This is a genomic window from Chromobacterium sp. Beijing (genome assembly GCF_021496765.1).
GTDB lineage: Bacteria > Pseudomonadota > Gammaproteobacteria > Burkholderiales > Chromobacteriaceae > Chromobacterium.
This window is the reverse complement of sequence record NZ_CP053750.1, coordinates 4,110,943-4,133,040: the sequence shown is the minus strand read 5'-3', so window position 1 is coordinate 4,133,040 and position 22,098 is coordinate 4,110,943. Positions and strand designations below refer to the sequence as shown.

Annotated in this window: 22 protein-coding genes; 9 read left to right on the top strand and 13 right to left on the bottom strand. The window is 65.0% G+C overall.

Annotated features, from left to right (window positions below; all coding sequences use genetic code 11):
* Positions 1-117: 117 nt before the first annotated feature.
* From HQN78_RS19140 to HQN78_RS19125, 4 genes are all read right to left on the bottom strand, one after another.
* Positions 118-846 carry an NAD-dependent protein deacylase gene (locus tag HQN78_RS19140; protein ID WP_107801312.1) on the bottom strand — a complete coding sequence of 243 codons (729 nt, stop codon included), beginning with the start codon at positions 844-846 and terminating at the stop codon, positions 118-120.
* Between the two features lie 98 nt (positions 847-944).
* A complete protein-coding gene (locus HQN78_RS19135) occupies positions 945-1,283 on the bottom strand; it encodes a nucleotide pyrophosphohydrolase (RefSeq protein ID WP_235085608.1) in 339 nt (112 codons plus the stop codon).
* A 179-nt stretch (positions 1,284-1,462) separates the two neighbouring features.
* Positions 1,463-3,067 (bottom strand): NAD(P)/FAD-dependent oxidoreductase, encoded by a 1,605-nt coding sequence (locus tag HQN78_RS19130; RefSeq protein ID WP_235085606.1) that lies wholly within the window; start codon positions 3,065-3,067, stop codon positions 1,463-1,465.
* On the bottom strand, positions 3,067-4,578 hold the full coding sequence (locus HQN78_RS19125; RefSeq protein WP_235085604.1) for a polyamine aminopropyltransferase: 1,512 nt from the start codon (positions 4,576-4,578) through the stop codon (positions 3,067-3,069). The genes HQN78_RS19130 and HQN78_RS19125 overlap by 1 nt, the downstream gene beginning before the upstream one ends.
* Before the next feature lie 92 nt (positions 4,579-4,670).
* On the opposite strand from HQN78_RS19125, the gene HQN78_RS19120 reads away from it, so the two are divergent.
* Genes HQN78_RS19120 through speD form a run of 5 tightly spaced genes read left to right on the top strand, consistent with a single transcriptional unit; the run spans position 4,671 to position 8,185 of the window.
* Entirely contained in the window at positions 4,671-5,072 is a 402-nt protein-coding gene (locus HQN78_RS19120; RefSeq protein ID WP_235085601.1) for a DUF350 domain-containing protein, read from the top strand.
* A gap of 40 nt (positions 5,073-5,112) precedes the next feature.
* Positions 5,113-6,144, top strand: coding sequence for an SPFH domain-containing protein (locus tag HQN78_RS19115; protein WP_370646615.1), 1,032 nt, complete (start codon positions 5,113-5,115; stop codon positions 6,142-6,144).
* A gap of 8 nt (positions 6,145-6,152) precedes the next feature.
* Positions 6,153-7,619: a DUF4178 domain-containing protein gene (locus HQN78_RS19110; RefSeq protein ID WP_235085595.1), complete on the top strand. Its 1,467-nt coding sequence runs from the start codon at positions 6,153-6,155 to the stop codon at positions 7,617-7,619.
* A gap of 6 nt (positions 7,620-7,625) precedes the next feature.
* A complete protein-coding gene (locus HQN78_RS19105; protein WP_235085593.1) occupies positions 7,626-7,787 on the top strand; it encodes a hypothetical protein in 162 nt (53 codons plus the stop codon).
* A complete protein-coding gene (gene speD / locus HQN78_RS19100) occupies positions 7,784-8,185 on the top strand; it encodes an adenosylmethionine decarboxylase (protein ID WP_235085591.1) in 402 nt (133 codons plus the stop codon). The genes HQN78_RS19105 and speD overlap by 4 nt, the downstream gene beginning before the upstream one ends.
* 152 nt (positions 8,186-8,337) lie before the next feature.
* Here the strand turns inward: speD and HQN78_RS19095 are convergent, their stop codons facing one another.
* The gene (locus tag HQN78_RS19095; RefSeq protein ID WP_255701175.1) at positions 8,338-10,245 is read right to left on the bottom strand and encodes a bifunctional 2',3'-cyclic-nucleotide 2'-phosphodiesterase/3'-nucleotidase; all 1,908 of its coding nucleotides are present in this window, start codon (positions 10,243-10,245) and stop codon (positions 8,338-8,340) included.
* Between the two features lie 34 nt (positions 10,246-10,279).
* On the bottom strand, positions 10,280-10,603 hold the full coding sequence (locus HQN78_RS19090) for a helix-turn-helix domain-containing protein (protein ID WP_107801315.1): 324 nt from the start codon (positions 10,601-10,603) through the stop codon (positions 10,280-10,282).
* A 103-nt stretch (positions 10,604-10,706) separates the two neighbouring features.
* On the opposite strand from HQN78_RS19090, the gene HQN78_RS19085 reads away from it, so the two are divergent.
* Complete coding sequence (locus HQN78_RS19085; RefSeq protein WP_235085586.1) at positions 10,707-11,246, top strand: NAD(P)H-dependent oxidoreductase; 540 nt, start codon at positions 10,707-10,709, stop codon at positions 11,244-11,246.
* 83 nt (positions 11,247-11,329) lie between these two features.
* On the opposite strand, the gene gstA is transcribed toward HQN78_RS19085, so the two are convergent.
* The 4 genes from gstA to HQN78_RS19065 form a co-directional block, all read right to left on the bottom strand.
* The gene (gstA, locus tag HQN78_RS19080; protein ID WP_107801317.1) at positions 11,330-11,941 is read right to left on the bottom strand and encodes a glutathione transferase GstA; all 612 of its coding nucleotides are present in this window, start codon (positions 11,939-11,941) and stop codon (positions 11,330-11,332) included.
* 121 nt (positions 11,942-12,062) lie between these two features.
* The gene (locus HQN78_RS19075; RefSeq protein WP_107801318.1) at positions 12,063-12,632 is read right to left on the bottom strand and encodes a DUF4337 domain-containing protein; all 570 of its coding nucleotides are present in this window, start codon (positions 12,630-12,632) and stop codon (positions 12,063-12,065) included.
* 82 nt (positions 12,633-12,714) lie between these two features.
* Complete coding sequence (locus HQN78_RS19070) at positions 12,715-12,999, bottom strand: VF530 family DNA-binding protein (RefSeq protein WP_107801319.1); 285 nt, start codon at positions 12,997-12,999, stop codon at positions 12,715-12,717.
* A gap of 64 nt (positions 13,000-13,063) precedes the next feature.
* The gene (locus HQN78_RS19065; RefSeq protein WP_235085584.1) at positions 13,064-15,334 is read right to left on the bottom strand and encodes a TerB family tellurite resistance protein; all 2,271 of its coding nucleotides are present in this window, start codon (positions 15,332-15,334) and stop codon (positions 13,064-13,066) included.
* A 229-nt stretch (positions 15,335-15,563) separates the two neighbouring features.
* Between HQN78_RS19065 and HQN78_RS19060 the strand changes: the two genes are divergently transcribed.
* Both HQN78_RS19060 and HQN78_RS19055 read left to right on the top strand, forming a co-directional pair.
* Positions 15,564-16,043, top strand: coding sequence for a Spy/CpxP family protein refolding chaperone (locus tag HQN78_RS19060; RefSeq protein ID WP_107801321.1), 480 nt, complete (start codon positions 15,564-15,566; stop codon positions 16,041-16,043).
* 324 nt (positions 16,044-16,367) lie between these two features.
* The gene (locus tag HQN78_RS19055) at positions 16,368-16,841 is read left to right on the top strand and encodes a Spy/CpxP family protein refolding chaperone (protein WP_227105879.1); all 474 of its coding nucleotides are present in this window, start codon (positions 16,368-16,370) and stop codon (positions 16,839-16,841) included.
* Positions 16,842-16,914: 73 nt separating this feature from the next.
* Here the strand turns inward: HQN78_RS19055 and HQN78_RS19050 are convergent, their stop codons facing one another.
* The 3 genes from HQN78_RS19050 to HQN78_RS19040 form a co-directional block, all read right to left on the bottom strand.
* The gene (locus HQN78_RS19050) at positions 16,915-17,382 is read right to left on the bottom strand and encodes a DMT family transporter (RefSeq protein ID WP_235085582.1); all 468 of its coding nucleotides are present in this window, start codon (positions 17,380-17,382) and stop codon (positions 16,915-16,917) included.
* 44 nt (positions 17,383-17,426) lie between these two features.
* Positions 17,427-17,771, bottom strand: a complete 345-nt coding sequence (locus HQN78_RS19045; protein ID WP_256477448.1) for a YkgJ family cysteine cluster protein — start codon at positions 17,769-17,771, stop codon at positions 17,427-17,429.
* Between the two features lie 211 nt (positions 17,772-17,982).
* Entirely contained in the window at positions 17,983-19,962 is a 1,980-nt protein-coding gene (locus HQN78_RS19040) for a U32 family peptidase (protein WP_235085577.1), read from the bottom strand.
* Positions 19,963-20,187: 225 nt separating this feature from the next.
* Here HQN78_RS19040 and HQN78_RS19035 point away from each other — a divergent pair, with 225 nt between their 5' ends.
* The gene (locus tag HQN78_RS19035; RefSeq protein ID WP_107801325.1) at positions 20,188-21,885 is read left to right on the top strand and encodes a methyl-accepting chemotaxis protein; all 1,698 of its coding nucleotides are present in this window, start codon (positions 20,188-20,190) and stop codon (positions 21,883-21,885) included.
* Positions 21,886-22,098 lie beyond the last annotated feature (213 nt).

Genomic DNA, 22,098 nt, shown 5'->3' with positions numbered 1-22,098 from the left:
AGATAGGAGTTTGCCACAGAAATACCAAATGAATTTTAAATGCGAAACCGCCTCGTCGTTTTTTAGCACCGGTTCAAAGTCCCGCGAGCCGACGCGCGGCGGGCCCTGCGCCGCCTCTCAAGCGTCGGACAAGGCGCGGCAGGTCTCCCCGATGCCGCCCAGAATGCGCAGGTCGAAAGCGTGGTCCATGCGCGTGGGCGTGTAATTGATCAAGGCGGTGGCCACGCCGGCCTGCGCCGCCTCCAGCGGGATCAGATTGACCGGCGACACCTCCAACGACGAGCCCATCACCAGCAGCAGGTCCGCCTGCAAGGCGGCGTCGAAGGCCAGCTCGATCAAGGGCACCGCCTCCCCGTACAGCACCACGTCGGGCTTGAGCACGTCGTGACACAGCCGGCAGACCGGCAGCGGGTGATGCAGCACGTAGTCCAGCGCGTGAGTGGTGTCGCAGCTGGGGCAGCTGGCGGTCAGCAAGCTGCCGTGCAATTCCAGCACCTGGCCGCTGCCGGCGCGCGCGTGCAGGCCGTCTATGTTCTGGGTCAGCACCGTCACCCGCTTGCCCTGCTGCTCCAATTCCGCCAGAAACTGATGGCCGGCGTTGGGCCGGTAATCGCCAATCAACTTGATGCGGAAGATCTCGCGAAACGCCTGCCAGAACGCCTCCGGATCGCGACGAAAATAATCGATGGACACCACTTCGGCCAGGCTCATGCTGCGCGACCACAGGCCGTTGGCGGAGCGGAAGTCCGGGATGCCGGATTCGGTGCTCATGCCGGCGCCGGTCAGCGCCACAATGGTTTCCGCCTGCTCCAGCATCTGGCGCAGGCGGTGGATTTGCTCGGACATCTATGCATTCCAGCTATTGATTGAATCCACTATAGAAGCTGGCCGCGTCATGCACTCGCGTACCGTGGCCTCAGCTTAGCCGTTTTCATGCCATACGCTCAGCCGGCCGTTGGCACAGGGTATTTGACGGCGTTCTTGGCCATTTTGTCGCGTACCGCCGCGTCCAGGTCCACTCCCGTCACCATCGCCAGCCGCGTCAGGTAGAGCAGCACATCGGCGATTTCCTCCTGCAGATGGGTGAAGCGCACCGGATCGTCGCGCAGCGCGGCGGCTTCCTCGTCGCTCAGCCATTGGAAGATTTCCGCCAGTTCACCCACCTCGCCCACCAGCGCCAGCATCAGGCCGCGCGGCGTGTGGTAGCGGTTCCAATCGCGTTCATCGGCAAAACGCTGCAATGCGGCGGTGAGTTTTTCAGTAGCAATCAGGGCTTCGGTCATCGTTCAATCCGGGTTTCACGTGGAACATCAGGCGCTTGCCGCCCCAGAGCCTGTTCAAAAGCTCGCGAGCGAGACAGGGCGTTGCGGCTGAGAAAGCGGAATGTACACGTGGTACATGAGCATTTCGAAGACCGCTTCAACGCCGTATCGCCGACGCGCGGCAGACTATGAACAGGTTCTCATACGCCAAGCACCTTCAAGGCCGCCTGCTCCCCCCACCACGCGGCCTCCTCGAACAGCGACAGACCGCTGAGATCGGAATGGGCGAACAAGAGCGGGCCGTCGGCCTCGCGCAAGGCGCGCAAGCCGGGGTTGGACAGAAAGCCCGGCGCCGGACTGGCCATCGCGTGGCCGCGCGCGGTCAGTTCCACCTGCAACAGCGACTGGCGGAAACGCCAGCCGTAGACGGTCCGCAAATCGGCGGCGGCGGTGGCGAACAGGTCCTCGGCGCTGGCGGCCTCCAGCATTTTACGCGCATCCGCCGGCGCCGGGTCGGCGAAGGCGTGGTAAGTGGTGAACACGCTCTGCTCCGGCTTGGCCGCGCGGATCAGCTGGTGGGTGGATACCACATAGCCCAGGCCGCGGCTGCCGTACACCACATTATCCCAGGCCAGCGGCGCGGCGGCCGGCTCCGCCGGGAAACGGTCGATCAGGAAGTTGCCTATCAGCCACGGCGCGCGCGGCGGCAGGTGGCGGCGCTCGAAGCCCAGTTCCGGCAACTGCTCGCTCAGATGCAGACTGACATGCAGCGGCGTCGCCAGGATCACCCGTTCGGCCAGCAGGCGCCGGCTCACGCCGGCCGCGTCCAGATAGTCCACCGCCATGCCGGCGCCGGCCGGCGCCGCCCGCCAGGCCACGCCCGGCCATTGCCGCTCGGCGCCGATGCGGGCGCGCAGATGGCGGATCAGCGGGTTGAGCCCGTCCGGCCAGGTCAGCACCGCGCCCTCTTCGGCATTGGCCGCCTGGCCGCCGCGGCTGCAGAAATAATGCAGGCCGGCCCAGGCCGAAGTGGCGGCCAGCGCGCTGCCGTAATCGTCGCGGCAGCAGTAGTCCAGATACCACAGCAGGCCGGGCGCGGTGTAGCCGTTGGCGCGCAGCCAGTCGGCGAAGCTCAGCCTGTCCAACGCGGTCCAGGCCGGGTCTTGCGAGGACAGCGCCAGCGGCACGCAGAACACGCGGCGGCCGTCGCGGCCGCGCTGTTCGCGCCAGGCGGCGGTCTGGGCGAGAAAACGCCGCTGCTGCGCCAACTCGTCCGCGCCCATGCCCAGCCGGGGCAGCAAGCCTTCCTGCCACTGGCCGTTTACCCACAGCCGCTCGTCCGGCGCGTGCACGGTCGCGCGCTCGTCGAAACGCGGCCGCGCGCCGTAGGGATCGGCCTCGATCACCCCCATCTCGGCCAACAGTTCGCGCACATGGCGCGACTCCATCGACGGCAGCGGCAGATAGTGGGCGCCGGTGGGATAGCGATAGCCGCCGAAAGCGCCGGCCGCGGCGTTGCCGTCCGGCTCCGGCCCGTCCAGCACCACCACGTCGTCGAAGCCCTCCTTGCGCAGCCGCCAGGCGGCGAACAGGCCGGCCACGCCGCTGCCGACGATGGCGACGCGGCAGCGGCGCGTTTCGCGCGGCAGCGGCGGTCTCATGCCGCCGCGCAGCCGGTGGCCGGCGGCCATGCCCGGCCGGTTCAAGCGCAAGGGCAGGCCCAGCCACATCACCCGTTCGCAGCCGGACAACAGGGGCAGGCCGGCCAGCGCCGCCGCCAGTTGCAAGACCTCGCGGCGGCGCATCAGCGCAGCACCTGCGACCAGTCCTGCTCGAAGTAGTGCACCAATTGCTGATTGTTCAGCTCATTGGGCAGCACCTTCCAACGCGGCATGTCGGGCGGGAAAAAGAACATCTGTCGCGTGGCCTCCTTGTCCAGGAAACGCAGCGGCACCGTATAGCGTTCCGGCGGCGTGTAGCCCGGCTTCTTGGAGGCGATGATGAAGCCCCATTCGCCGAAGGACGGCACATAGGCGTGGTAGGGCGTGGTGTGCAGGCCGGCGGCGCGCAAGGTGGCGTCCACGCTCCAGAACGAGCGCGGCGCGTGCATGGGCGAGGTGGACTGCACCACCGCCAGGCCGTTTTCCGCCAGGTGGCGCGCCAGCAGCCGGTACAGCGGCACCGAATACAATTTGCCCAAGGCGAAATTGGACGGGTCCGGGAAATCGACGATGACGGCGTCGAAACTGCCATGGTCCTGCTCCAGCCAGCGCGCGGCGTCGTCGTTGACCACGGTGACGCGCGGATCGGTCAAAGAGCCCTGGTTCAAGGCGCGCAGCGGCTCGGAGCGGCTGAACAGCCGGGTCATCGCCGGGTCCAGATCCACCAGGGTGATGCGCTGGATATTGCGGTATTTGAGCATCTCGCGCACCGCCAGACCGTCGCCGCCGCCCAACACCAGCACATTGCGCGCCCACGGCAGCTTGGCCAGCACCGGATGCACCAGCGCCTCGTGGTAGCGGTGTTCGTCGCGGCTGGAGAATTGCAGATTGCCGTTGATGTAGAGCCGCAGATCGCTCTTCCACTTGGTGATTACCAAACGCTGGTAGGGCGTGGTCTCGGCGTGGATGATCTCGTCTCCGTACACCGCCTTCTCGCTCCAGCGCGTCAGGTGATCGGAGGCCAGAAAACCGCCGATCAACAGCAGCAAGACCACGCCGCTGCGCGCCATTTGCAGGCCTGGCCGGCGCAATTCGTGGCGGAAGGCGCGGCAAGCCCATAAGGCCACGCCGGCGTTGAGCAGGCCGAACAGCAGCGCGCTGCGCGCCAGGCCCAGCCGGGGCGCCAGCACCAAGGGAAACAGCAAGGACACCGCCAGCGCGCCCAGGTAGTCGAAAGTCAGCACCTGGCTGACCAGCTCGGAAAAGCTCGCTTGACGCTGGTTCATCGCCCGCATCACCAGCGGGATTTCCATGCCCACCAACACCCCGATCACGAAGACCAGACCGTAGAGCACCAGGCGGAACGGCTCGCCGGCCCAGGCGAAGACCAGGAACAACACGGCGGCGGACACGCCGCCGATCAGGCCGACCAGCAGCTCGATTTCGATGAAGGCGTCCAGCACCCGCTCGTCCTTCACGTACTTGGACAGGTGGGAGCCCACGCCCATGGCGAACAGGTAACAGCCTATGATGGAAGAGAACTGCAGCACCGAGTCGCCCAGCAAGTAACTGGCCAGCGCGCCGGTGATCAGCTCGTAAGCCAGCCCGCAGGAGGCCACGATAAACACCGATACTATCAGCAAGCGATTTCGCATTGGATTGTCATTGTGGGTAAAATAGCCGCCATTATGCCCCAGCCCGCGGCCCGCCGCCGCGCGCGCTCCGCATCGACAAAGGACGCCTGACCATGATTGCCGCCTTCCTGCCCGCCCTGATCGCCTACCTGACCTATATGGGCAGCGGCCTCGCGCTGTTGGCGCTGTTCGCGGTGATTTATTGCTGGGTCACCCCGATAGACGAGCTGAAGCTGATCCGCGACAACGGCCACGCCGCCGCGGTGTCCTTCGCCGGCGCGCTGCTGGGCTTTTCGCTGACGCTGGCCTCCAGCGCCTGGCACCTGAACAACTGGAACAGCTTCATGCTGTGGGCGCTGTTGGCCATGCTGGTGCAGATCGTCGTCCACATGGTGGTAGCGCGCTGCCTGAAGGACCTGAGCCGCGCGCTGATAGACAATAATCTGGCGATGGGCATCCTGGCCGGATCCATCCACCTGGCGGTGGGCCTGATCAACGCCGGCAGCCTGTCCTGAACCCGGCCGCGCCTTTTCAATTGGAGCAGACACTATGAGCCTGATGTCTTTCATCAAGAAGCAGTTCATCGACATCCTGGAGTGGCAGGAACAGGAAGACGGCGTGCTGGCTTGGCGTTATCCGATGCAGGACAACGAGATCCAGTACGGCGGCAGCCTGACGGTGCGGGAATCGCAGGCGGCGGTGTTCATCAACGAAGGCAAGATCGCCGACGTGTTCGAACCCGGCATGTACAAGCTGACCACCCAGACCCTACCGGTGCTGACCTATCTGAAGAACTGGGACAAGCTGTTCGAATCCCCCTTCAAATCCGATGTGCACTTCTTCAGCACCCGGCTGCAACTGGGCCGCAAATGGGGCACCGCCCAGCCGGTGACGATACGCGACCAGGACTTCGGCATGGTGCGGTTGCGCGCCTTCGGCGTCTATTCCTACCGCGTGGCCGATCCGCGCCTGTTCTTCACCGAGGTCAGCGGCACCCGCGACAGCTACAGCCGCGACGATCTGGAGTTGCAGCTGCGCAACCAGGTGGTGGCCACCATGAGCAGCGTGCTGGGCGGCAGCGGCGTGCCCTTCCTCGACATGGCCGGCAACCAGGGCCTGATGGCGGACAAGATCCGCGAAGCGCTGATCCCGGTCTTCCAGCGCCTGGGCCTGGAGCTGGACAGCTTCGCGGTGGAGAACATCTCGCTGCCGGAAGAGCTGCAAAAAGCCATAGACAAGCGCATCGCCATGGGCATGGCCGGCGATCTCAACCAATACACCCGCTACCAGGCGGCGGAAAGCATTCCGCTGGCGGCGCAGAACGAGGGCGGCATCGCCGGCCTGGGCGCCGGCTTGGCGGCCGGCGTCGGCGTCGGCCAGCTGATGGGCCAGGCCATGCAGCAGGCGGTGCAGCCGGAGGCTGCGCCCGCCGCGCAAGCCGCGCCGGCAACGCCAGCCGCCGCGCCTGCGGCGGACAATCCGCAAGCCAAGCTGGCCCAGCTCAAGGGCCTGCTGGATCAGGGCCTGATCACCCAGGCGGATTACGACGCGGCCAAGGCCGACGTGCTGAAGAAACTGGTGGGTTAAGCTAGCGCATGTACCGTATTGCCTGCCCCTCCTGCGGCGCCGATGTCGAGTTCAAGTCCGAAGCCTCCGCCATGGCGGTGTGCGCCTATTGCCAGAGCACCCTGCTGCGCAGCGCGGACAGCGTGCGCGACATCGGCAAGATGGCGGCGCTGCTCAATGATTACTCGCCGCTGCAAATCACCAGCTGCGGCCTGTACATGGACCGCGGCTTCAGCGTCGTCGGCCGCATCCAGCTGCGCTACGACGCCGGCCTGTGGAACGAGTGGTATGTGCTGTTCGACGACGGCGGCGATGGCTGGCTGTCGGAAAGCGTCGGCCAGTACACGCTGACGCTGGCCGCCGGCGCGGCGCCGCAAGCGGCGGGCTTCGAACACCAGCGGCCCGGCGCGGTCTTCCGCCACGGCAAGGCCGATTTCGTGATCTCCGACGTTCGCAGCGCCGAATGCACCGCCGGCGAGGGCGAGCTGCCCTTCCAGGTGGGCGCCGGCTGGCAGGCCAAAGTGGTGGACGCGCGCCGCCAGGCGCAATTCCTGACGCTGGATTACTCCGACAACCCGCAAAAGCCTCAGCTTTTCCTCGGCAACGCCGTCACCCTGCAGCAGCTGCGCATGGAGCGCTTGCGCGATGCGCGGATGATAGAAGAAGCCACCGGCAAGCTGAAAGGCAGCGTCGCCTCGCTGGAATGCCCGTCCTGCGCCGCGCCGCTGAGCTACCGCGCCGGCGCCGCCACCCAACTGGTCTGCGGCCACTGCCACACCCAGGTGGACGCCAGCGGCGACCAGGCGCTGGCGCTGAGCAAGGCGCAACAGCGGCTGGACGCGCCGCTGACGCTGGAGCTGGGCAAGACCGCCACCATAGACAAGCTGCCGTGGACGCTGACCGGCGCGCTGGTGTGGGCCGAGGAAGAGGACGCCGACAGCCGCTGGTGCGAATACCTGCTCTACAACGTGGACAAGGGCTTCCGCTGGCTGGTGGAAAGCGGCGACGGCTGGTTTATCGGCGAGTTGATGGACGTGTGGGTGGACAGCTTGCGCGCCGATTACGCGATGCTGGGCAACAAGGCCTATCAGCGCGCCTATCCCGACTACGCCGCCCGCATCGTCTACGCCGCCGGCGCCTTCCCCTGGCGCGCCCAGTTGGGCGATCAAGCGCTGCTCAGCGAATACCAGATCTCCGGCGGCCAGAAGCGCTTGTCGCGCGAACTCTCCGCGCAGGAACTGAGCTGGAGCTGCAGCCGCCTGGCCACCTCGGTGGAGGTCGGCCGCTGGTTTGGCAGCGCCACGCCGATCGAACCTGGTTTTTCCGCCGCCGAGGACGACGGCGAGGATTTGAAGGCCATCGCCGTCAAATTCGGCCTGGTGCTGTTATTGATCAACCTGCCGCTGGCCTTCCTGGGTCAGGATATCGGCGATGGGCTGCTGATTTGCTTCTTCGCCTGCTGCGTGCTGGCGATACCGCTCAAGCAGAAGGAATGAAGGCCGATGTCGCCAGGACTCTATAAAGCGTTTTGCCTGCTGGTGATCGTGATCACCACCATGCTCAACTTTTCCAATATGGACAGCGGCGGCTCCAGCTCCCGCAGCTGGAGCAGCGGTAGCGGCGGCGGCTCCTCCGGCTGGGGCAGCGGCGGCGGCCATAAATGAAGACGGCGATCGGCCGGCATCTGCTGGCGGATTTTCACGGCTGTCCGCCGCAGCGCCTCTGCGACCCGGCCCAGGTGGAACAGGCGCTGCGCCAGGCGGCGCAGGCCGCCGGCGCCACCGTGCTGGCCGGCCATGTCCACCACTTCGGCGAAGCCCAGGGCGTCACCGGCATCCTACTGCTGATGGAGTCCCACCTCAGCATCCACACCTGGCCGGAACACGGCTACGCCGCGCTGGACCTGTTCATGTGCGGCCAGGCCCGCATCGACGCCGCGCTGGCGCGGCTGCGCGAGGCGCTGCAACCGGCCGAGGTCCACAGCCAGCTGCATCGACGCGGCGAACTGGCCGCATCGCCCATTCCCGATATCGCTAACAGCAATACGCGAGAACAGGCTTAGCGCTTGTTCAAAGTCTCGCGAGCCAGAGCGAGACAAGGCAAAAACGAGCGAAAAAACAGAATGTACGAGTGGCACATGAGCATTTTGAGCTTGTTTTTAACCCTGTACCGCCTCAGCGAAGCAGGTCGTGAACAGGTTCTTAAACCTTTCTCTTATTCCACCAGCTCCAGGCTCACCGAACCGTCGCCATGCTCCGCCGCCAGGCGGAACTGCGGCTGGCGCGCCAGATAGCGCAACGCGCCGGCGCCGGTGTCGAAGCGCATGGCGACGCCGGCCACCGGCAGGATGCGCCAGGCCGGCTTGGCCGCCGGGTCCACCACCTTGCGCTCGGCCAGATAGGCGGCCACCGCCGCGCGGTTTTCGTCCGGCGAATCCACCACCACGCGGCTGGAGTCTATGCCGGGGAAGTGGCCGCCGCCGGAGGCGCGGTAGTTGTTGGTGGCCACCAGGAAACCGGCGTTCTCGTCTATCGGCTTGCCCTGATAGCTCAGCTTGACGATGCGATGGCTGTCCGGCGCCGCCAGCTTGCCGTCGGCGTCGTAGCGCGCCGGCCGGCTGACGTCGATCTCATAGCTGACGCCGGCGATGCTGTCGAAGTTGTAAGAGCGGAATTCCGGGTTCAGCAGCGGCTGGGTCTTGGGGCCCTTGGGATCGATGCGCAGGAACTGCCCGGCCGACATCTCCAGCCACTCGCGCACTTCGCGGCCGCTGACCTTCACCGCCTTCAGCGTATTGGGATAGATGTAGAGATCGGCCAGATTGCGGATCGCCAGCGGACCGGCCGGGATGTCGGTGTAGTAATTCCAGCCCTGGCGGCCGCCGGCCTTGAACGGCGCGGCGGCGGACAGCACCGGCAAGCCTTCGTACTCGGTGCCCTTGATCGCGTTCTTCACATACCAGGCCTGGGCCTCGGCCACGATCTGCACCGAGGGGTCGTCCGCCGCCTGGGCGAAGTAGCTGTAAATCGGCGCGCGGGTTTCCGCCACCTTGCCGCGCACATAGTCCAGCGTCCGGCGGTGTTCGGCGGCGATCAGCTCGGCCACCTTGGGCTCGGCGGCCGCCAGCGATCGCTTGGCCTGCTTGTCGTAGACGGCGCGCAGGCCGGCCTGTTTGCCGCTGACTTTCCAGCCGCCGTCGCCCCGCTCCAGCACCAGGTCCACCACGCCGATATGATCGCCCCAGCGTCCCGGCATCACCGCCGGCACGCCGTTGATGGTTCCGGCGGCCAGGTCCACCTTGGGATAGCCGGCGAAGGCGGAAGACGGGAATTCCGCGTGAGCGTGGCCAAACAAGATGGCGTCGATGCCGGCCACCTCGGCCAGGCCGGCCACCGAGTTCTCGGCGAAGCGCGCGCTCTCACCTTTTTCGAAACCGGAATGCGGCACCGCGATCACGATGTCGGCGCCCTTCTGCTTGAGTTCGGGCAGATAAAGACGCGCGGTGTCGACGATGTCCCTCACCTCCACCTTGCCCTGCAGATTGGCCTTGTCCCACTGCATGATCTGCGGCGGCACAAAGCCGATCACGCCGATGTTCAGCGTCTGCGGCTGGCCGTCCTCGTCCTTGAACTCCCGCTTCAGCAACACATAGGGCTGGAAATACGGCCGGCCGGTCTTGGCGTCCACCACATTGGCGTTGACGTAGGGAAAGGCCGCCGTCTTCAGCGCCTGACCCAGAAAGGGCAAGCCGTAATTGAACTCGTGGTTGCCGATATTGCCGGCGTCGTAACCCAGCCAGTTGAGCACTTTGTAGGCGGGATGAACCTCGCCGGCGCGCAGCGGCTGAACCTTGGCCACCAGATCGCCCAGCGGATTGCCTTGTAACAGATCGCCGTTGTCTATCAGCAGGCTGTTGCGCGCCTCTTGCCGCGCCGCGCGGATCAGCGTCGCCGCGCGCGCCAGGCCGAAGTCCTGCGTCGGCTTGTCCTGGTAGTAATCGTAATCCAGCAGGTTCATGTGCACGTCGGAGGTTTCCAGCACCCGCAGCTTCAGCGGGGCGGCCCAAGCGTTCACGGCCGTCGCGGCCAACAGGGAGGTGAGGAGGAGAGGCGCAAGTTTCACGGGACAGCCTTTTTCTGGTTTTATCGCGCCCGCATTATACGCCCGCCGTCGGCCGCTCCAGATAGAAAGCGCCCCAGGCGCACATCGCGTCTATCACCGGCCGCAGCGTGTCGCCCAGCTCGGTCAGCCGGTAATCCACCCGCGGCGGCACTTCCGCGTAAACCGTGCGCGCGATCAGGCCGTCGCGCTCCAGTTCGCGCAGTTGCTCGGTCAACACTTTCTGCGACACCCCGCCCAGCAAGCGGCGCAGTTCGCCGGTGCGCCGGCTGTCCTCGGACAAATGGCAGAGGATCGCGCATTTCCATTTGCCGCCCACCAGCCGCACGGTGGCGTCGATGGGGAAATTCAGTTCGCTCATGCGGGCACAGTTACCTCTTGGTGCTTATGAAACAAAAAAGTGCATACTTATCAACAACTTGATCCATTGTTAGCATGCCCTCTCCCATTTTACAGGAAGCGCCATGAAAACCCTGATCATCGTTGCCCACCCCGATCTGGAACAATCCCGCATCAACCGCCGCTGGATGGCCGCGCTGAGCCGGCATCCGGAGCGCTACACCGTGCACTCGCTCTATCAGGCCTACCCGGACGGCAAGATCGACGTGGCGCGCGAACAGGCGCTGCTGAACCGCCACCAACGCATCGTGCTGCAATTCCCGCTGTACTGGTTCAGTTCGCCGCCGCTGTTGAAAACCTGGCAGGACCAGGTGCTGGACGAGGGCTTCGCCATCGGCGCATGGCCGGAAGACTGGCGCATGCGGGACAAGTGCATCAGCGTGGCGGTGTCCACCGGCATACGCGAGCGGGACTTCGCGCCCGACGGCCGCTATCTGTACCGGATGGAGGAAGTGCTGCGGCCGTTCGAGCTGACCTGCCGCTACCTCCGCGCCGAATGGCTGCCCGGCTTCACGCTGCACGGCGCCGAGCACGATCTGAGCGACGCCGAGATCGAGGCCAGCGCGGACGCGTATCTGCGGCACCTGCAGGCCGAGGCGGTATAAATCCACTCGCCATGAAAAATGCCCGGCTAAAGCCGGGCATGATCTTGTCTGGAACAGCGAACTTACTCCTGTTCCACTTGGAATTATTCCAGCAAGCCTTCCGCCTTCAAGGCCTGCTGCACGAAGGGCAGCGCCGCCACGCGTTTCTGGAAATCGATCAGCGCCGGGAAATCGCCCAGCGAGCGCTGGACGAACTGCGCCCAGTTCAGGCAGGTGAACAGATAGGCGTCGGCCACGCTGAAACGTTCGCCCAGCAGATAGGGCGTTTTCGCCAGCTGCTGCTCCGCCAGCCCCAGGCGGCGGGTCAGCTTGTCCCAGGCCTGCTGCTTGAGCTCGTCGCTATTGGGGTAGAACAGCGGCGAGAAGCCCTTGTGCACCTCGGTGGAGATATAGTTCAGCCACTCTTGCAGCCGGTAGCGCTCCAGCGTGCCGTTGGCCGGCGCCAACTGCTTGGCCGGCACCTGATCCGCCAGGTATTGCACGATGGCCACGCCCTCGGCCAGCAGTTCGCCGTTGTCCAGCTGCAAGGCCGGCACATAACCGCGCGGATTGATGGTGGAGAAGTCCACCCCGCCCTCGGTCAGATGCGGCTGAACCTTGAGATTGACCTTCTCGGTATCGAAGGGCAGGCCGCTGGCGAACAACACGATATGCGGGGACAGCGAGCAGGCGCCGGGGGAAAAATACAGTTTCATCGCTTTTCTCCAGTTCAGAATGTCTCGGGACAAAACGCAGGATTGCGGAAAACCCGGACAGCCTGATCCAAATCGATGACAGTTGCAACCCTGCCGCCGATAGGGCCGCAGCCTCGGCGGCTCAGCCCAGCAAGGAAACGATCCAGCCCGGATGGATGTTCCAGCCGGCGAAACCCGCCAGCCAGAAAAACACGCCCAGCGCGCCAAAAGCCCAGGCGCACAAGAGCGGGATGAAATTGGCGGCCAGCGCCGCCACCGCGGCGCAGGCCACGGCGATGGACAGGCCGGCGTCGCTGACGTCGAACAGCTCATGGCGCGCGTTCAACTCCTCGAAGCCCTGCTCCTTGGCCTTGGCTTTCTGCTGCAAAGCCTGCGCCTCCGCCGCGTAGCGGGCGATATCGCCTTGAATCGTCGCTTGCTCCGGCCGCAAGGCCGCCGCCGCCGCCGGATTGGCCAGCGCCAGCAAACGCGCCTGGCGCAGGCTGCTTTCCGCCAGATGCTGTTTGATCTTCTTGGATTGGTATTCGGACCAGCCGTCCACGGCATCCGCCTTCAAGAGCTGGCGCGCCTGCACGATATTGTCGTCCTTCAGCTTGCCCAGTCCCATGAACACCGACAGCAGCACCACGGTCAGCGCCACCAGGCTGTTCAAGTACTTCTTCTCCGCTTCCACGCTGATTTCCAGTTCCATCTCACGCTCCCGGCTGACGATAGGGGGTTCCCATCGCCATAACGCAATACAGCGTCAAACCGTGGACAGGGACAATGGATCGTCAGGACGATTTTTTGGAAAACAGCCGCGGACGGGAGTCCGTTCCGGAACCGGCGGCCGCCTGCGGCCGGGTCTTCAGCGCCACGAACAAGTCTTCCACCTGCTGGCGCGCCCACGGGGTGCGGCGCAAGAAGGCCAGGCTGGATTTGACGCTGGGATCGTGATTGAAGCAGCGGATCTGGATGCGCCGGCCCAGCTCCGGCCAGCCGTAGTGGCCGACCAGCTGGTTCAGCATCTGTTCCAACGTGACGCCGTGGGTGGGGTTCTTGGCTTGCGATGCGTTCATGATCGTGTTTTCTGGCTTGGGCGGGCGCAGTGTACCTTGCGCCCGCCGCGCCGCAAAGCCATCCTCACGCGGCCGGCTTGGGCTTGCGTTGTCGCGGCGCGCGCTGGGGCGCGGGCTTGACGGGCGCCGGGGCCGCGGCGGGAGCGGCGTGCCGCTGCGCCAAGCCCATCGCCAGCGCCAGCCGGCCCAGTCGCTGTTGTTTTTCGCCGCTGATGGGCCCGGCCGCCTGCAACAACAGGATGGCCAACTCCAGCGAGAACTGGCGCTGCTCCTCGGTGGGCAGCAAATGCTCCAGCGTCGCCAGCGCGCGTTTCTCGTCGTTGCGCACCAGCCAGGTTTGCCGCCGCACCGCCTGCTTGAACTGCTCCAGCGTCAAATCCTCGCCCAGGGCGGTTTCCTGCATCACCCGGCGGATGGCGTTGAACGGCCTCACGTCCACCACGCCGTTGCCGATGGCGACATAGATCAGCAGCCGCAAAAAGCCGTCCACCGGCCCGCCCTCGGCGTAATGGGCCTCCAACTCCTGGCGCTTGAGCCGCAGCATCTCGCTGCGCTCCCAGCTGCCGTCCGCCTTGCGCACTCCGTATTCGCGCTGCGGCTTCAAGCCGGTCAGCGCCGCGCTCCACGGCGATTCGAACAGGCTACGGAAACTCAGTTCCTGCCAGGCGTCGCGGCCGTCGCGCCAGCCGTCCAGCGCGGTCTCCATCAAGCGCGCGTAGCTTTGCTGCCATTGCCAGAAGGGATTGTCCTCCGCCGCCGGCCGCCGCTCGTCGCGCACTTGCTCCGCCCATTGCCTCAGCCCGGCCAGCCAGGGGTTGCGGCTGGAGAACCAGCGCCGCTCCAGGCGCGACGGGTGCATTTCGCGCCACCAGCGCGCGGTGTGCTCATTGCCGTACAAACGCAGCCAGGGCGAGACGAAGGTGTCGTACAACTGCTGGTTGACCTCGCCCACCCGACGCACCACTTCGAAAGCGGCCTCGCCCTGGCGGCCGTCGCCCAGGGCCAGGATGTCGTCGATGTCGCGCGGCTCGAAGCGGATCACATAGCGCCCTTGCAGATATTCCAGCCCGGCCATTTCCGGGTGGGTATCGGTAATGATGGCCTCGTACAAGCCGGGCGGCAGCACGTCGATCAGGTCCAGCGCGCTGGCCAGTTCGCTGTGCTCCTTGTTGGCCACGCCGGCGGACACGAAAATGCCCAGATGGCCCACCTGTTCGTGCAGGCAATAGACGATGGTCTGCTCATTGACGCGGATGTCCTCCACGCTGTGGTACAGATCCGCGATCCAGAACAAGGCCTGCTGCGGCGGCGTGATGTTGTCGCCCCAGGAGGCGAACACCACGATGGGCGAACGGATATTGCGCAAATCCACCGCCTGCCGCCCCTGCTCCAGCGTCACCTCGCCGTGGCTCAGCCGGTTGCCGACGAACAGGTTCTGCACAATCCACTCCATTTCCGCCTTGTTCAGCAGATAGTGGCCGCCCCACCAGCGTTCGAACTCCAGAAAGCGTTCGCGCTCGCTGTCCACCTTGGCGTACAGGGTGTAAGGCTTTTTCCAGTAGGTGTTGGCCGGGTCCAGCTGCTCGAAATTGCTGACCAGGTGGGCGCCGTCGAACTGGCCGTGGCCCAGGTCTCCGGCCAGGGAGGCCATCCAGGTGCCGCCGTAGAGGCCGCCGGAATAACGCATCGGATTCTTGCCGGCCACGCCGGCCCAGTAGGACAAGGGCGAACCGGCCAGCAGGATGGGGCCCACCAGCTCCGGCGCGGTGGCCGCCAGCATCGCCAAGGCCCAGCCGCCCTGGCAATTGCCGATGACGAAGGGCTTGCCGGAACTGTGCGGATGCAGTTGATTGACCTTTTGCAGAAAGATCTTCTCGGCCCGCCACACGCATTCAATCGTCTGCTTGGGCTCCGGCACCGGGAAGAACATCACGAAATAACAAGGATGGCCTTGGCGCAGCGCGATGCCGATCTCGCTGTCCATCTTGAAACCGCCTATGCCGGGCCCGTGGCCGGCGCGCGGGTCTATCACCACGAAAGGCCGTTTGGCCGGGTCCGGTTTCGGGCAGCCGTCCGGCGGACGGATGGCCGACAAGGCGTAATTGACCGGCTGCTCCAGTTCGCGGCCGTCGACGATGATGTCGTAGTCGAACACCAGCACCGGCGGGTGGCCGGAGGCGGCGTGCTCCAGATAGGTGTCGCCGCGCTGGCGCAAAATATCGCAATACAGCACGGAACGCTGCCAGGCATCGATCCAATATTCCACCAAGGCGCCGTTCAAACCGCCCGCGCCCAGCGTGGAGAACCAAGGAAATGAAGAGTCAGGCAGGCTCATGCGAAAACGCTCCGGCGACGATAAGGGAATGCCGCAATTCACTCTAGTTCAAATCCCCGCGCCGGTCGGGAAAAAGCCCGTAGGCAAAACGCTTGCGGACGGGCTTTACATTTGGTAACAATTGACCCCGGCCAACTCATACTTAATTGACAGTCGCCATCCAGAATAATGGAGTGATCCTGCCGATGCCGTCCGCCCGCGTCGCAGCCATCAATGGAATGGCCCGCCTATGAAACCGCAGATACCCTTTATACTCGCCAGCCTCGTCGCCGGCGCCGCTCTAGCCGCGCCGCCGGAGCCCGCATGCCCGCCGATGGGCAACTTCGCCGGCCGGTCGTGGAAGATAGACCCGGCCAAGCGCGACGCCTTCATCGCCCAGCACCAGAAAGCGCTGCACGACAAGCTCAAGATACAGCCGGCGCAGGAAGCCGCCTGGCTGGCCTTCGCCAGCGCCACCCGCCCCGGCCCGCCGCCGCCTTGCGAAAACGCGTCCACCGCGCCCGAGCGCATGGAGCAGCGCGTGCTGATGGCGCAGCGCCACCTGCTGAACCTGCAAAAGCGGCTGGAAGCGCTCAAATCCTTCTACGGCCAGCTCACGCCCGAGCAGCAAAAAATCATGGACCAGGACAGCCCGCCGCTGATGGGCGGCCGAGGCCAGGGGCCGATGCGCAAACTGCAGGCCGGCCAAGGCAACGAGCCCCACAACTAAGAAGCGGTTCAAAGCCTCGCGAGCAAGATCGGGGCAAGACCTTGCGGCTGAGAAAGCGGAAGGCGCCCACGGCAGATGGGCCGGTCGCGTCTCACCAAGCGCAGCAGGCTTTGAACAGACTCTAAGCATCGCTTAATCGCCTCGCCGGCAGGATAGAACCTTAAGCAGCCGGCCCCGACGACATCTCTCCGCGCATTGTTGCAAACTGCTAAGCCGGCCGGCCCGGTTAACACTCGATAACAAGCCCCGCCCTAGCCGCAACACTTGCCAGACATCCGTGGTCAATACTGGCTGCATGATCAACCTCGGTAGGAGTCTTCAATCATGACCAAGCTGTTCAAGCCCATGCTGATCGCCACGCTGCTGGCCGCCGGCGTTGCCGGTTCCGCGCTGGCCGCCGGCGAGGCCCCGACGCAAAGCCCGATGCCGATGATGGAAAAAGGCCGCCACATGGACCCGGCCCAGCGCGAAGCCATGGCCGCGCGCCACCTGCAAGGGTTGCACGATCAACTGAAGCTGCAGGCGAACCAGGAAGCCGCCTGGAAAACCTTCGCCGCCTCGATGAAGCCGGGCGAACGGACGATGCCGCCCAAGCCCCAGGCCGGCGACACCGCGCCGCAGCGCATGGAGCGTATGCTGGACATGATGAAACAACATCAGGACGCGATGCAGAAGCGCCTGGACGCGCTGAAAACCTTCTACGCCCAATTGACGCCGGAGCAACAGAAGGTGATGGACCAATGGCACGGCCAGATGGGCCGCCGCATGAGTCCGATGGCCAAGCCGCAACCCAAGTAAGCGCCGCGCGCCGGCCAAGAAAAACGGCAGCCTCCGGCTGCCGTTTTTAGCGTGTTGACTCCCCGCCCATCACTCAAGCGCGTCCAAACCACTTGTCGCCGAAGTTGACCAACAACACCCCGCCCACCACCAGCGCCGCGCCCAGCAGCCGAGGCGCGTTCACCTCGCGCAGCGGCATCGCCAGCCAGCCGAAACGGTCGAACATCAGGGATACGCACACCTGGCCGGCGATCACCAGGGACAGCATGGCCACCACGCCCAGCCGCGGCGCCAGCAAGGTGGTGCCGAACACGAACATCGCCCCCATCGCGCCGCCCAGCAACATCCACCACTCTACCCGGCCCAACTGCGCCAAATCCTGCCATTTCTGACCGGTGGCAACGGCCAGGCCGGCCAGACACAGGCTGCCCACGGAAAACGACACCAGCGCCGCCAATAACGTGCTATTGCCCAGCACGCCCTTGAGCTGGTTGTTGATGGCGGCCTGCAGCGGCACCACGACGCCGATGAGGAAAGCGAATAAAGGATAAATGGGGTTCATGACGATCCAGTCGAATCAACGGAGGGTTTCACGTGAAACAGCGTTCACGCCGCGGTGTTGCGATGGAAGGCGATCTTCTGCGGATTGCGGGTATACGCGCAAAAGCCCGGCTTGGGGCCCACCTTGGGATGGTTGCGGCAGGTATTGGGCCGCCGCTCGTAGATAGTGCACAAACGGGTCTTCTGATCCAGGTGCATGCAATCGCCGTTGGCGCGCCGCGCCAGCGTGAACAGCTCGCGCTTGAAATTGAAATGCTGGATCAGCCGCTGCTTTTCCAGACGCTTGGCGATGTTCTTGATCGGCTCTTCCAACTCGAACTCGTCCACCACGCCCATGCGCACCAGATCGGGCAGCCGCACTTCCACCGGCATGGAACAGCAGCTGCCCATGCAGTCCTCGCATAAACCGTTCTTGTATTTGACCCAGGTGTCCAGGCGCTCGATGTCGGCCACGTTTGATTCCCCGTGCTGCCGGCGTGACCGGCGATCGTCTATTAAAGGATTGTTCCAAATAGGAAAAAAGGAAAGAGGCGCATTTTACGCGCCTCCCCGCCGCCGCCGCAATCGGCGCGCCGGCCGTTTCAGGCCGGCAATCCAGCGCTCAAGACTGCGGACGCTGCTTGAAGAAGGTCAGGGGCGCGGTGTAGGGCACTTCGCTCGGCGGCGCCGCCTTCAGGATGTGCTTTTTCATCTTGCCCATCACATGCATCTCGCAGGGCCGGCATTCGAACTTCAGCGTATAGGTCTCGTTGCCGGACTTCAGCGTCATCGGATCGGCGCGCACCTGGCCCATCACGCCCTTCACGCCCTTGGCCTGCTTCGGACACAGATTGAAGGAGAAGCGCAGGCAGTGCTTGGTGATCATCAGGCTGACCTCGCCCTCTTCCTCGTGCGCTTCGTAGGCGGCGTCGATGAGCTCCACTCCGTGCTTGCGGTAGAACTGCCAGGCCAGGTTGTTGTAGACATTGGCCAGATAGCTCAGCGTCTTTTCCGGATACGGCGCCGGCGGCTCCAGCGCCGCCTTGCGCGGCTGGCGCGGCCAGGCCTGCAAGCGCGCGGCCTCCAGCCGGGCGATGGCGTCGCGGCGCAGCGCGTTGATCGCCGAGGCCGGCACGAACCACGGCTGGGACAGCTGCAGCGTCACCTCGTGGGCGACGAACATGGTGTTGCCCAGCTTGCCCAGATTGTCGCGCAGGCCGGCCAGCGCCTTGTCGGCGTCCTTGGCCGGCTCCAGCGCCAGCGGGCTACAGGCGGAGGCGCTGACGCCGTCCTCGTCGGTAATGCTCAGTTCCAGGCCTTCGGCGTTTTCGCTCAGCCTCATCCACACGCCCACCTTGCGTTCGGCGGACTTCTTCAGCAGCGCCAGTTCCCAGGCGTGGTCGCGGTTGCGGCTGATGTCCACGCCCGGCTTGAGGCCGGCCAGCACCGAAACGTCGTTGGGAAACACCCGCCACAACAGCTCGCCGTCCGCGGTCTTGCCCACTTGCTGCACGGTGTTGGCCTGCACGCCCACCACTTCGCGCTTCTTCATGAAGTTGATGCCGTCGCCGTTGCTCATGGTTTCGCCGGTGGCGATCTCCAGCCAGTCCGAGCCCACCTTGCTGACCACGCCCAGGCCGACGCCGACGAATTTGGGCGAATCGAAGGCGCCGATGTCGATCTTGCGGCCGGTGGCGAAGTAGTCGGTGCCGCCGCGGTGGAAGGTCTTGTCCGGGTCCGGCGCGAAGAAGATCTCGCTGTCGCCGCTGGAGGCGCGCGCCAGCTCCGGCCGCCGCTCGATGATCTCGTCCAGCAGCAGCCGGTAATGGGCGGTGATGTTCTTCACATAGGACACGTCCTTGTAGCGGCCCTCGATCTTCAAGGAACGCACGCCGGCGTCCAGCAAGGCCTCCAGATTGGCGCTCTGGTTGTTGTCCTTCATCGACAGCAAATGCTTGTCGAAAGCCACCACGCCGCCGTCCTTGTCGGTCAGCGTGTACGGCAGCCTACAGGCTTGCGAGCAGTCGCCGCGGTTGGCGCTGCGGCCGTTGTCGGCGTGGCTGATATAGCACTGGCCGGAGAAGGCCACGCACAGCGCGCCGTGGATGAAGTATTCGATGGTGGCGTCGTCGCCCACCGCGTCCGCCGCCTTGCGGATTTGCGGAATGGTCAGCTCGCGGGCCAGCACCACCTGGGAGAAGCCGGCGTCGGACAGGAAACGCGCTTTTTCCGGCGTGCGGATGTCGCATTGGGTGGACGCGTGCAGCTGGATAGGCGGCAGGTCCAGTTCCAGGATGCCCATATCCTGGATGATCAGCGCGTCCACGCCGGCGTCGTACAACTGCCAGATCAGCTTGCGCGCCGGCTCCAGCTCGGCGTCGTGCAAGATGGTGTTGAGCGTGGCGAAGATGCGCGCGTGGTAGCGGTGGGCGAACGCGGTCAGGCCGGCGATGTCCTCCACGCTATTACAGGCGTTGTGGCGCGCGCCGAAGCTGGGCCCGCCGATGTACACCGCGTCGGCGCCGTGCAAGATGGCCTCGCGGCCGATTTCGGCGGTCTTGGCGGGCGATAGCAACTCGATCTGGTGCGACAACAGGCTCATGGCGTTTCCTGACATTTAGTATAGGTGGCCGCGTCGGGCGATGGCGGCCGCAAAGGGGCGGAATTATAACGGAATCATGGAGTTATAGGTAGAATTTTGCAGCAGCGGCTTTTAAGTTAAACCCCCAGGTTCACGGCCTTGCCATGCCGCCGTCACATGCCGCGACTACACCTCCAAATAGTCAAAATCGGTTTTATGCATGCAAAAACCAATTCGGAGAGCGTCATGTTCAACCGCCTGACCATCGCCCAGCGCCTAAGCGCGCTCGTCGCGGCCCTGCTGGCCATCACCATCCTGATCAGCCTGTTTGGCCAACATGCGCAAAAAGGCATACTCGACGACTTCGCCACCACCTACAACGACCGGGTGGTCTGCCTGAAGCAGCTGAAAACCGTGGCCGACAGCTACGCGGTGGGCATTGTGGACGGCGCGCACAAGCTGCATGCCGGCGCCATCGACGCCGCCGGTTTTCTAGGCGGCATCGACGCCGCGCAGGCGGCGCTGAAAAAACAATGGGGCGATTACCGCGCCACCTATCTGACCGCCGAGGAAAAAACCCTGGCCGACCAGGCCGAGGCGGCGATGCGTCAGGCCGACGCCAGCGTGGCGCGGCTCAAAAGCCTGGCCCAGTCCGGGGACCGCGCCGCGATGCAGCTCTTCCTGGACAAGGAAATGTACCCGGCCATCGATCCCATCGCCAACCGCATCGCCGCGCTGATCGACTTGCAGCTGCGGGTGGCGGCGGAAGAGTTCGCCAAGGCGCAGGAACGCGCCGCCGCCAGCCGCGCCGTCGCCATCGCGCTCTTGATCTGCGGCGTGGCGCTGGGCGCCGTGCTGTCGCTGATCATCATCCGCTCGCTGATGGCCGAGCTGGGCGGCGAGCCGCGCGACGTGGTGGCGCTGACCGAACGCATCGCCAACGGCGACCTCAGCCAAAGACTGCAGGTCAAGGCGGGCGATCAGCACAGCGTGATCGCCTCCATGGCGCGGATGCAGAGCGGGCTGATCCGCATGGTGCGCGCCATGCAGCAGATCATCAGCCAGCTAAGCGCCAACGCCACGGAACTGGCGGCGGCGGCGGAGCAGGTGGCCGCCAGCGCGGAGGAACAGACTCGCGCCGCCTCGTCGATGTCGGCGTCGGTGGAACAGTTGTCGGTCAGCATCTGCTCGGTGGACGACAACACCACGGACGTGGCCACCGAATCCGTCTCCACCGGCGAACTGGCCACCCGCGGCGAATCCATCATCGACCAGACCCTGCACACCATAGAATCGGTGGCCGACATGGCGCGCGCCTCGCAAGACCAGGCCGACCTGATGAGCAGCCGCTCGCAGCAGATCGCCAACGTGATCCAGGTGATACGCGACGTGGCGGACCAGACCAATCTGCTGGCGCTGAACGCCGCCATCGAGGCCGCGCGCGCCGGCGAACAGGGCCGCGGCTTCGCCGTGGTGGCCGACGAAGTGCGCAAACTGTCCGAGCGCACCGCCCAATCCACCTCCGAAATCGGCGCCAGCATCCGCGAAATGCTGGATAGCAGCGCCCACGTGGTGCAGAACATCCACCACACCGTGGACCATATGGAAGTGGGGCTGCAACAGGCCAGCGACGCGCGCGCCGCCATCACCGGCATCAACGACAAGGTGGCCAGGGTCAAGCAATCGCTGAGCGCGATCTCGGTGTCCCTGCACGAACAGCAGGCCGCCGGCACCGGCATCGCCGCCAATGTGGAGAAAGTGGCGCAAATGTCCGAGGAAACCAGCGCCGCCGCCAGCCAGACCGCGGACTCCGCCAGCCAGATGGAACAGATGTCGCACGAGCTGCAATCCAGCATCAATTACTTCACCCTGCCTCAGGCCGGTCAAAGCCAGGGCGGCGAAACGCCGCTGCAGACCGGCCATTCGCTGGCGGCCGCCGGCTGAAGCGCCGCTTACCTCCTCTCCGCACTTGGCCTGGCGCTTGCCAGGCTTTTTTTTAGTCTGGCAATGGCCGGTGGCCTATGGGTCAGCCGGAGCCGAACTTGGCCTCAAGGTCATACTGCATAGCAGCAATGTCGACAAGCGAACATTCTACGCGCCCACACACGCTATCGCGACTGAAAACGCATAGCCTCCACGGCCAATCATTCGTTGGCG

Excerpts from the sequence above, each read along its gene's own strand:
- HQN78_RS19045 (WP_256477448.1), bottom strand. The coding sequence starts at position 17,771 with ATGGGCAGCTGCTGTTCCATGCCGGTGGAAGTGCGGCTGCCCGATCTG.
- HQN78_RS19075 (WP_107801318.1), bottom strand. The coding sequence starts at position 12,632 with ATGGAACTGGAAATCAGCGTGGAAGCGGAGAAGAAGTACTTGAACAGC.
- HQN78_RS19140 (WP_107801312.1), bottom strand. The coding sequence starts at position 846 with ATGTCCGAGCAAATCCACCGCCTGCGCCAGATGCTGGAGCAGGCGGAA.
- HQN78_RS19105 (WP_235085593.1), top strand. The coding sequence starts at position 7,626 with ATGTCGCCAGGACTCTATAAAGCGTTTTGCCTGCTGGTGATCGTGATC.
- HQN78_RS19135 (WP_235085608.1), bottom strand. The coding sequence starts at position 1,283 with ATGACCGAAGCCCTGATTGCTACTGAAAAACTCACCGCCGCATTGCAG.
- HQN78_RS19055 (WP_227105879.1), top strand. The coding sequence starts at position 16,368 with ATGACCAAGCTGTTCAAGCCCATGCTGATCGCCACGCTGCTGGCCGCC.
- HQN78_RS19070 (WP_107801319.1), bottom strand. The coding sequence starts at position 12,999 with ATGAACGCATCGCAAGCCAAGAACCCCACCCACGGCGTCACGTTGGAA.
- HQN78_RS19060 (WP_107801321.1), top strand. The coding sequence starts at position 15,564 with ATGAAACCGCAGATACCCTTTATACTCGCCAGCCTCGTCGCCGGCGCC.
- gstA (WP_107801317.1), bottom strand. The coding sequence starts at position 11,941 with ATGAAACTGTATTTTTCCCCCGGCGCCTGCTCGCTGTCCCCGCATATC.
- HQN78_RS19130 (WP_235085606.1), bottom strand. The coding sequence starts at position 3,067 with ATGCGCCGCCGCGAGGTCTTGCAACTGGCGGCGGCGCTGGCCGGCCTG.
- HQN78_RS19125 (WP_235085604.1), bottom strand. The coding sequence starts at position 4,578 with ATGCGAAATCGCTTGCTGATAGTATCGGTGTTTATCGTGGCCTCCTGC.
- HQN78_RS19120 (WP_235085601.1), top strand. The coding sequence starts at position 4,671 with ATGATTGCCGCCTTCCTGCCCGCCCTGATCGCCTACCTGACCTATATG.
- HQN78_RS19040 (WP_235085577.1), bottom strand. The coding sequence starts at position 19,962 with ATGAGCCTGTTGTCGCACCAGATCGAGTTGCTATCGCCCGCCAAGACC.
- HQN78_RS19050 (WP_235085582.1), bottom strand. The coding sequence starts at position 17,382 with ATGAACCCCATTTATCCTTTATTCGCTTTCCTCATCGGCGTCGTGGTG.
- HQN78_RS19035 (WP_107801325.1), top strand. The coding sequence starts at position 20,188 with ATGTTCAACCGCCTGACCATCGCCCAGCGCCTAAGCGCGCTCGTCGCG.
- speD (WP_235085591.1), top strand. The coding sequence starts at position 7,784 with ATGAAGACGGCGATCGGCCGGCATCTGCTGGCGGATTTTCACGGCTGT.
- HQN78_RS19090 (WP_107801315.1), bottom strand. The coding sequence starts at position 10,603 with ATGAGCGAACTGAATTTCCCCATCGACGCCACCGTGCGGCTGGTGGGC.
- HQN78_RS19110 (WP_235085595.1), top strand. The coding sequence starts at position 6,153 with ATGTACCGTATTGCCTGCCCCTCCTGCGGCGCCGATGTCGAGTTCAAG.
- HQN78_RS19085 (WP_235085586.1), top strand. The coding sequence starts at position 10,707 with ATGAAAACCCTGATCATCGTTGCCCACCCCGATCTGGAACAATCCCGC.
- HQN78_RS19065 (WP_235085584.1), bottom strand. The coding sequence starts at position 15,334 with ATGAGCCTGCCTGACTCTTCATTTCCTTGGTTCTCCACGCTGGGCGCG.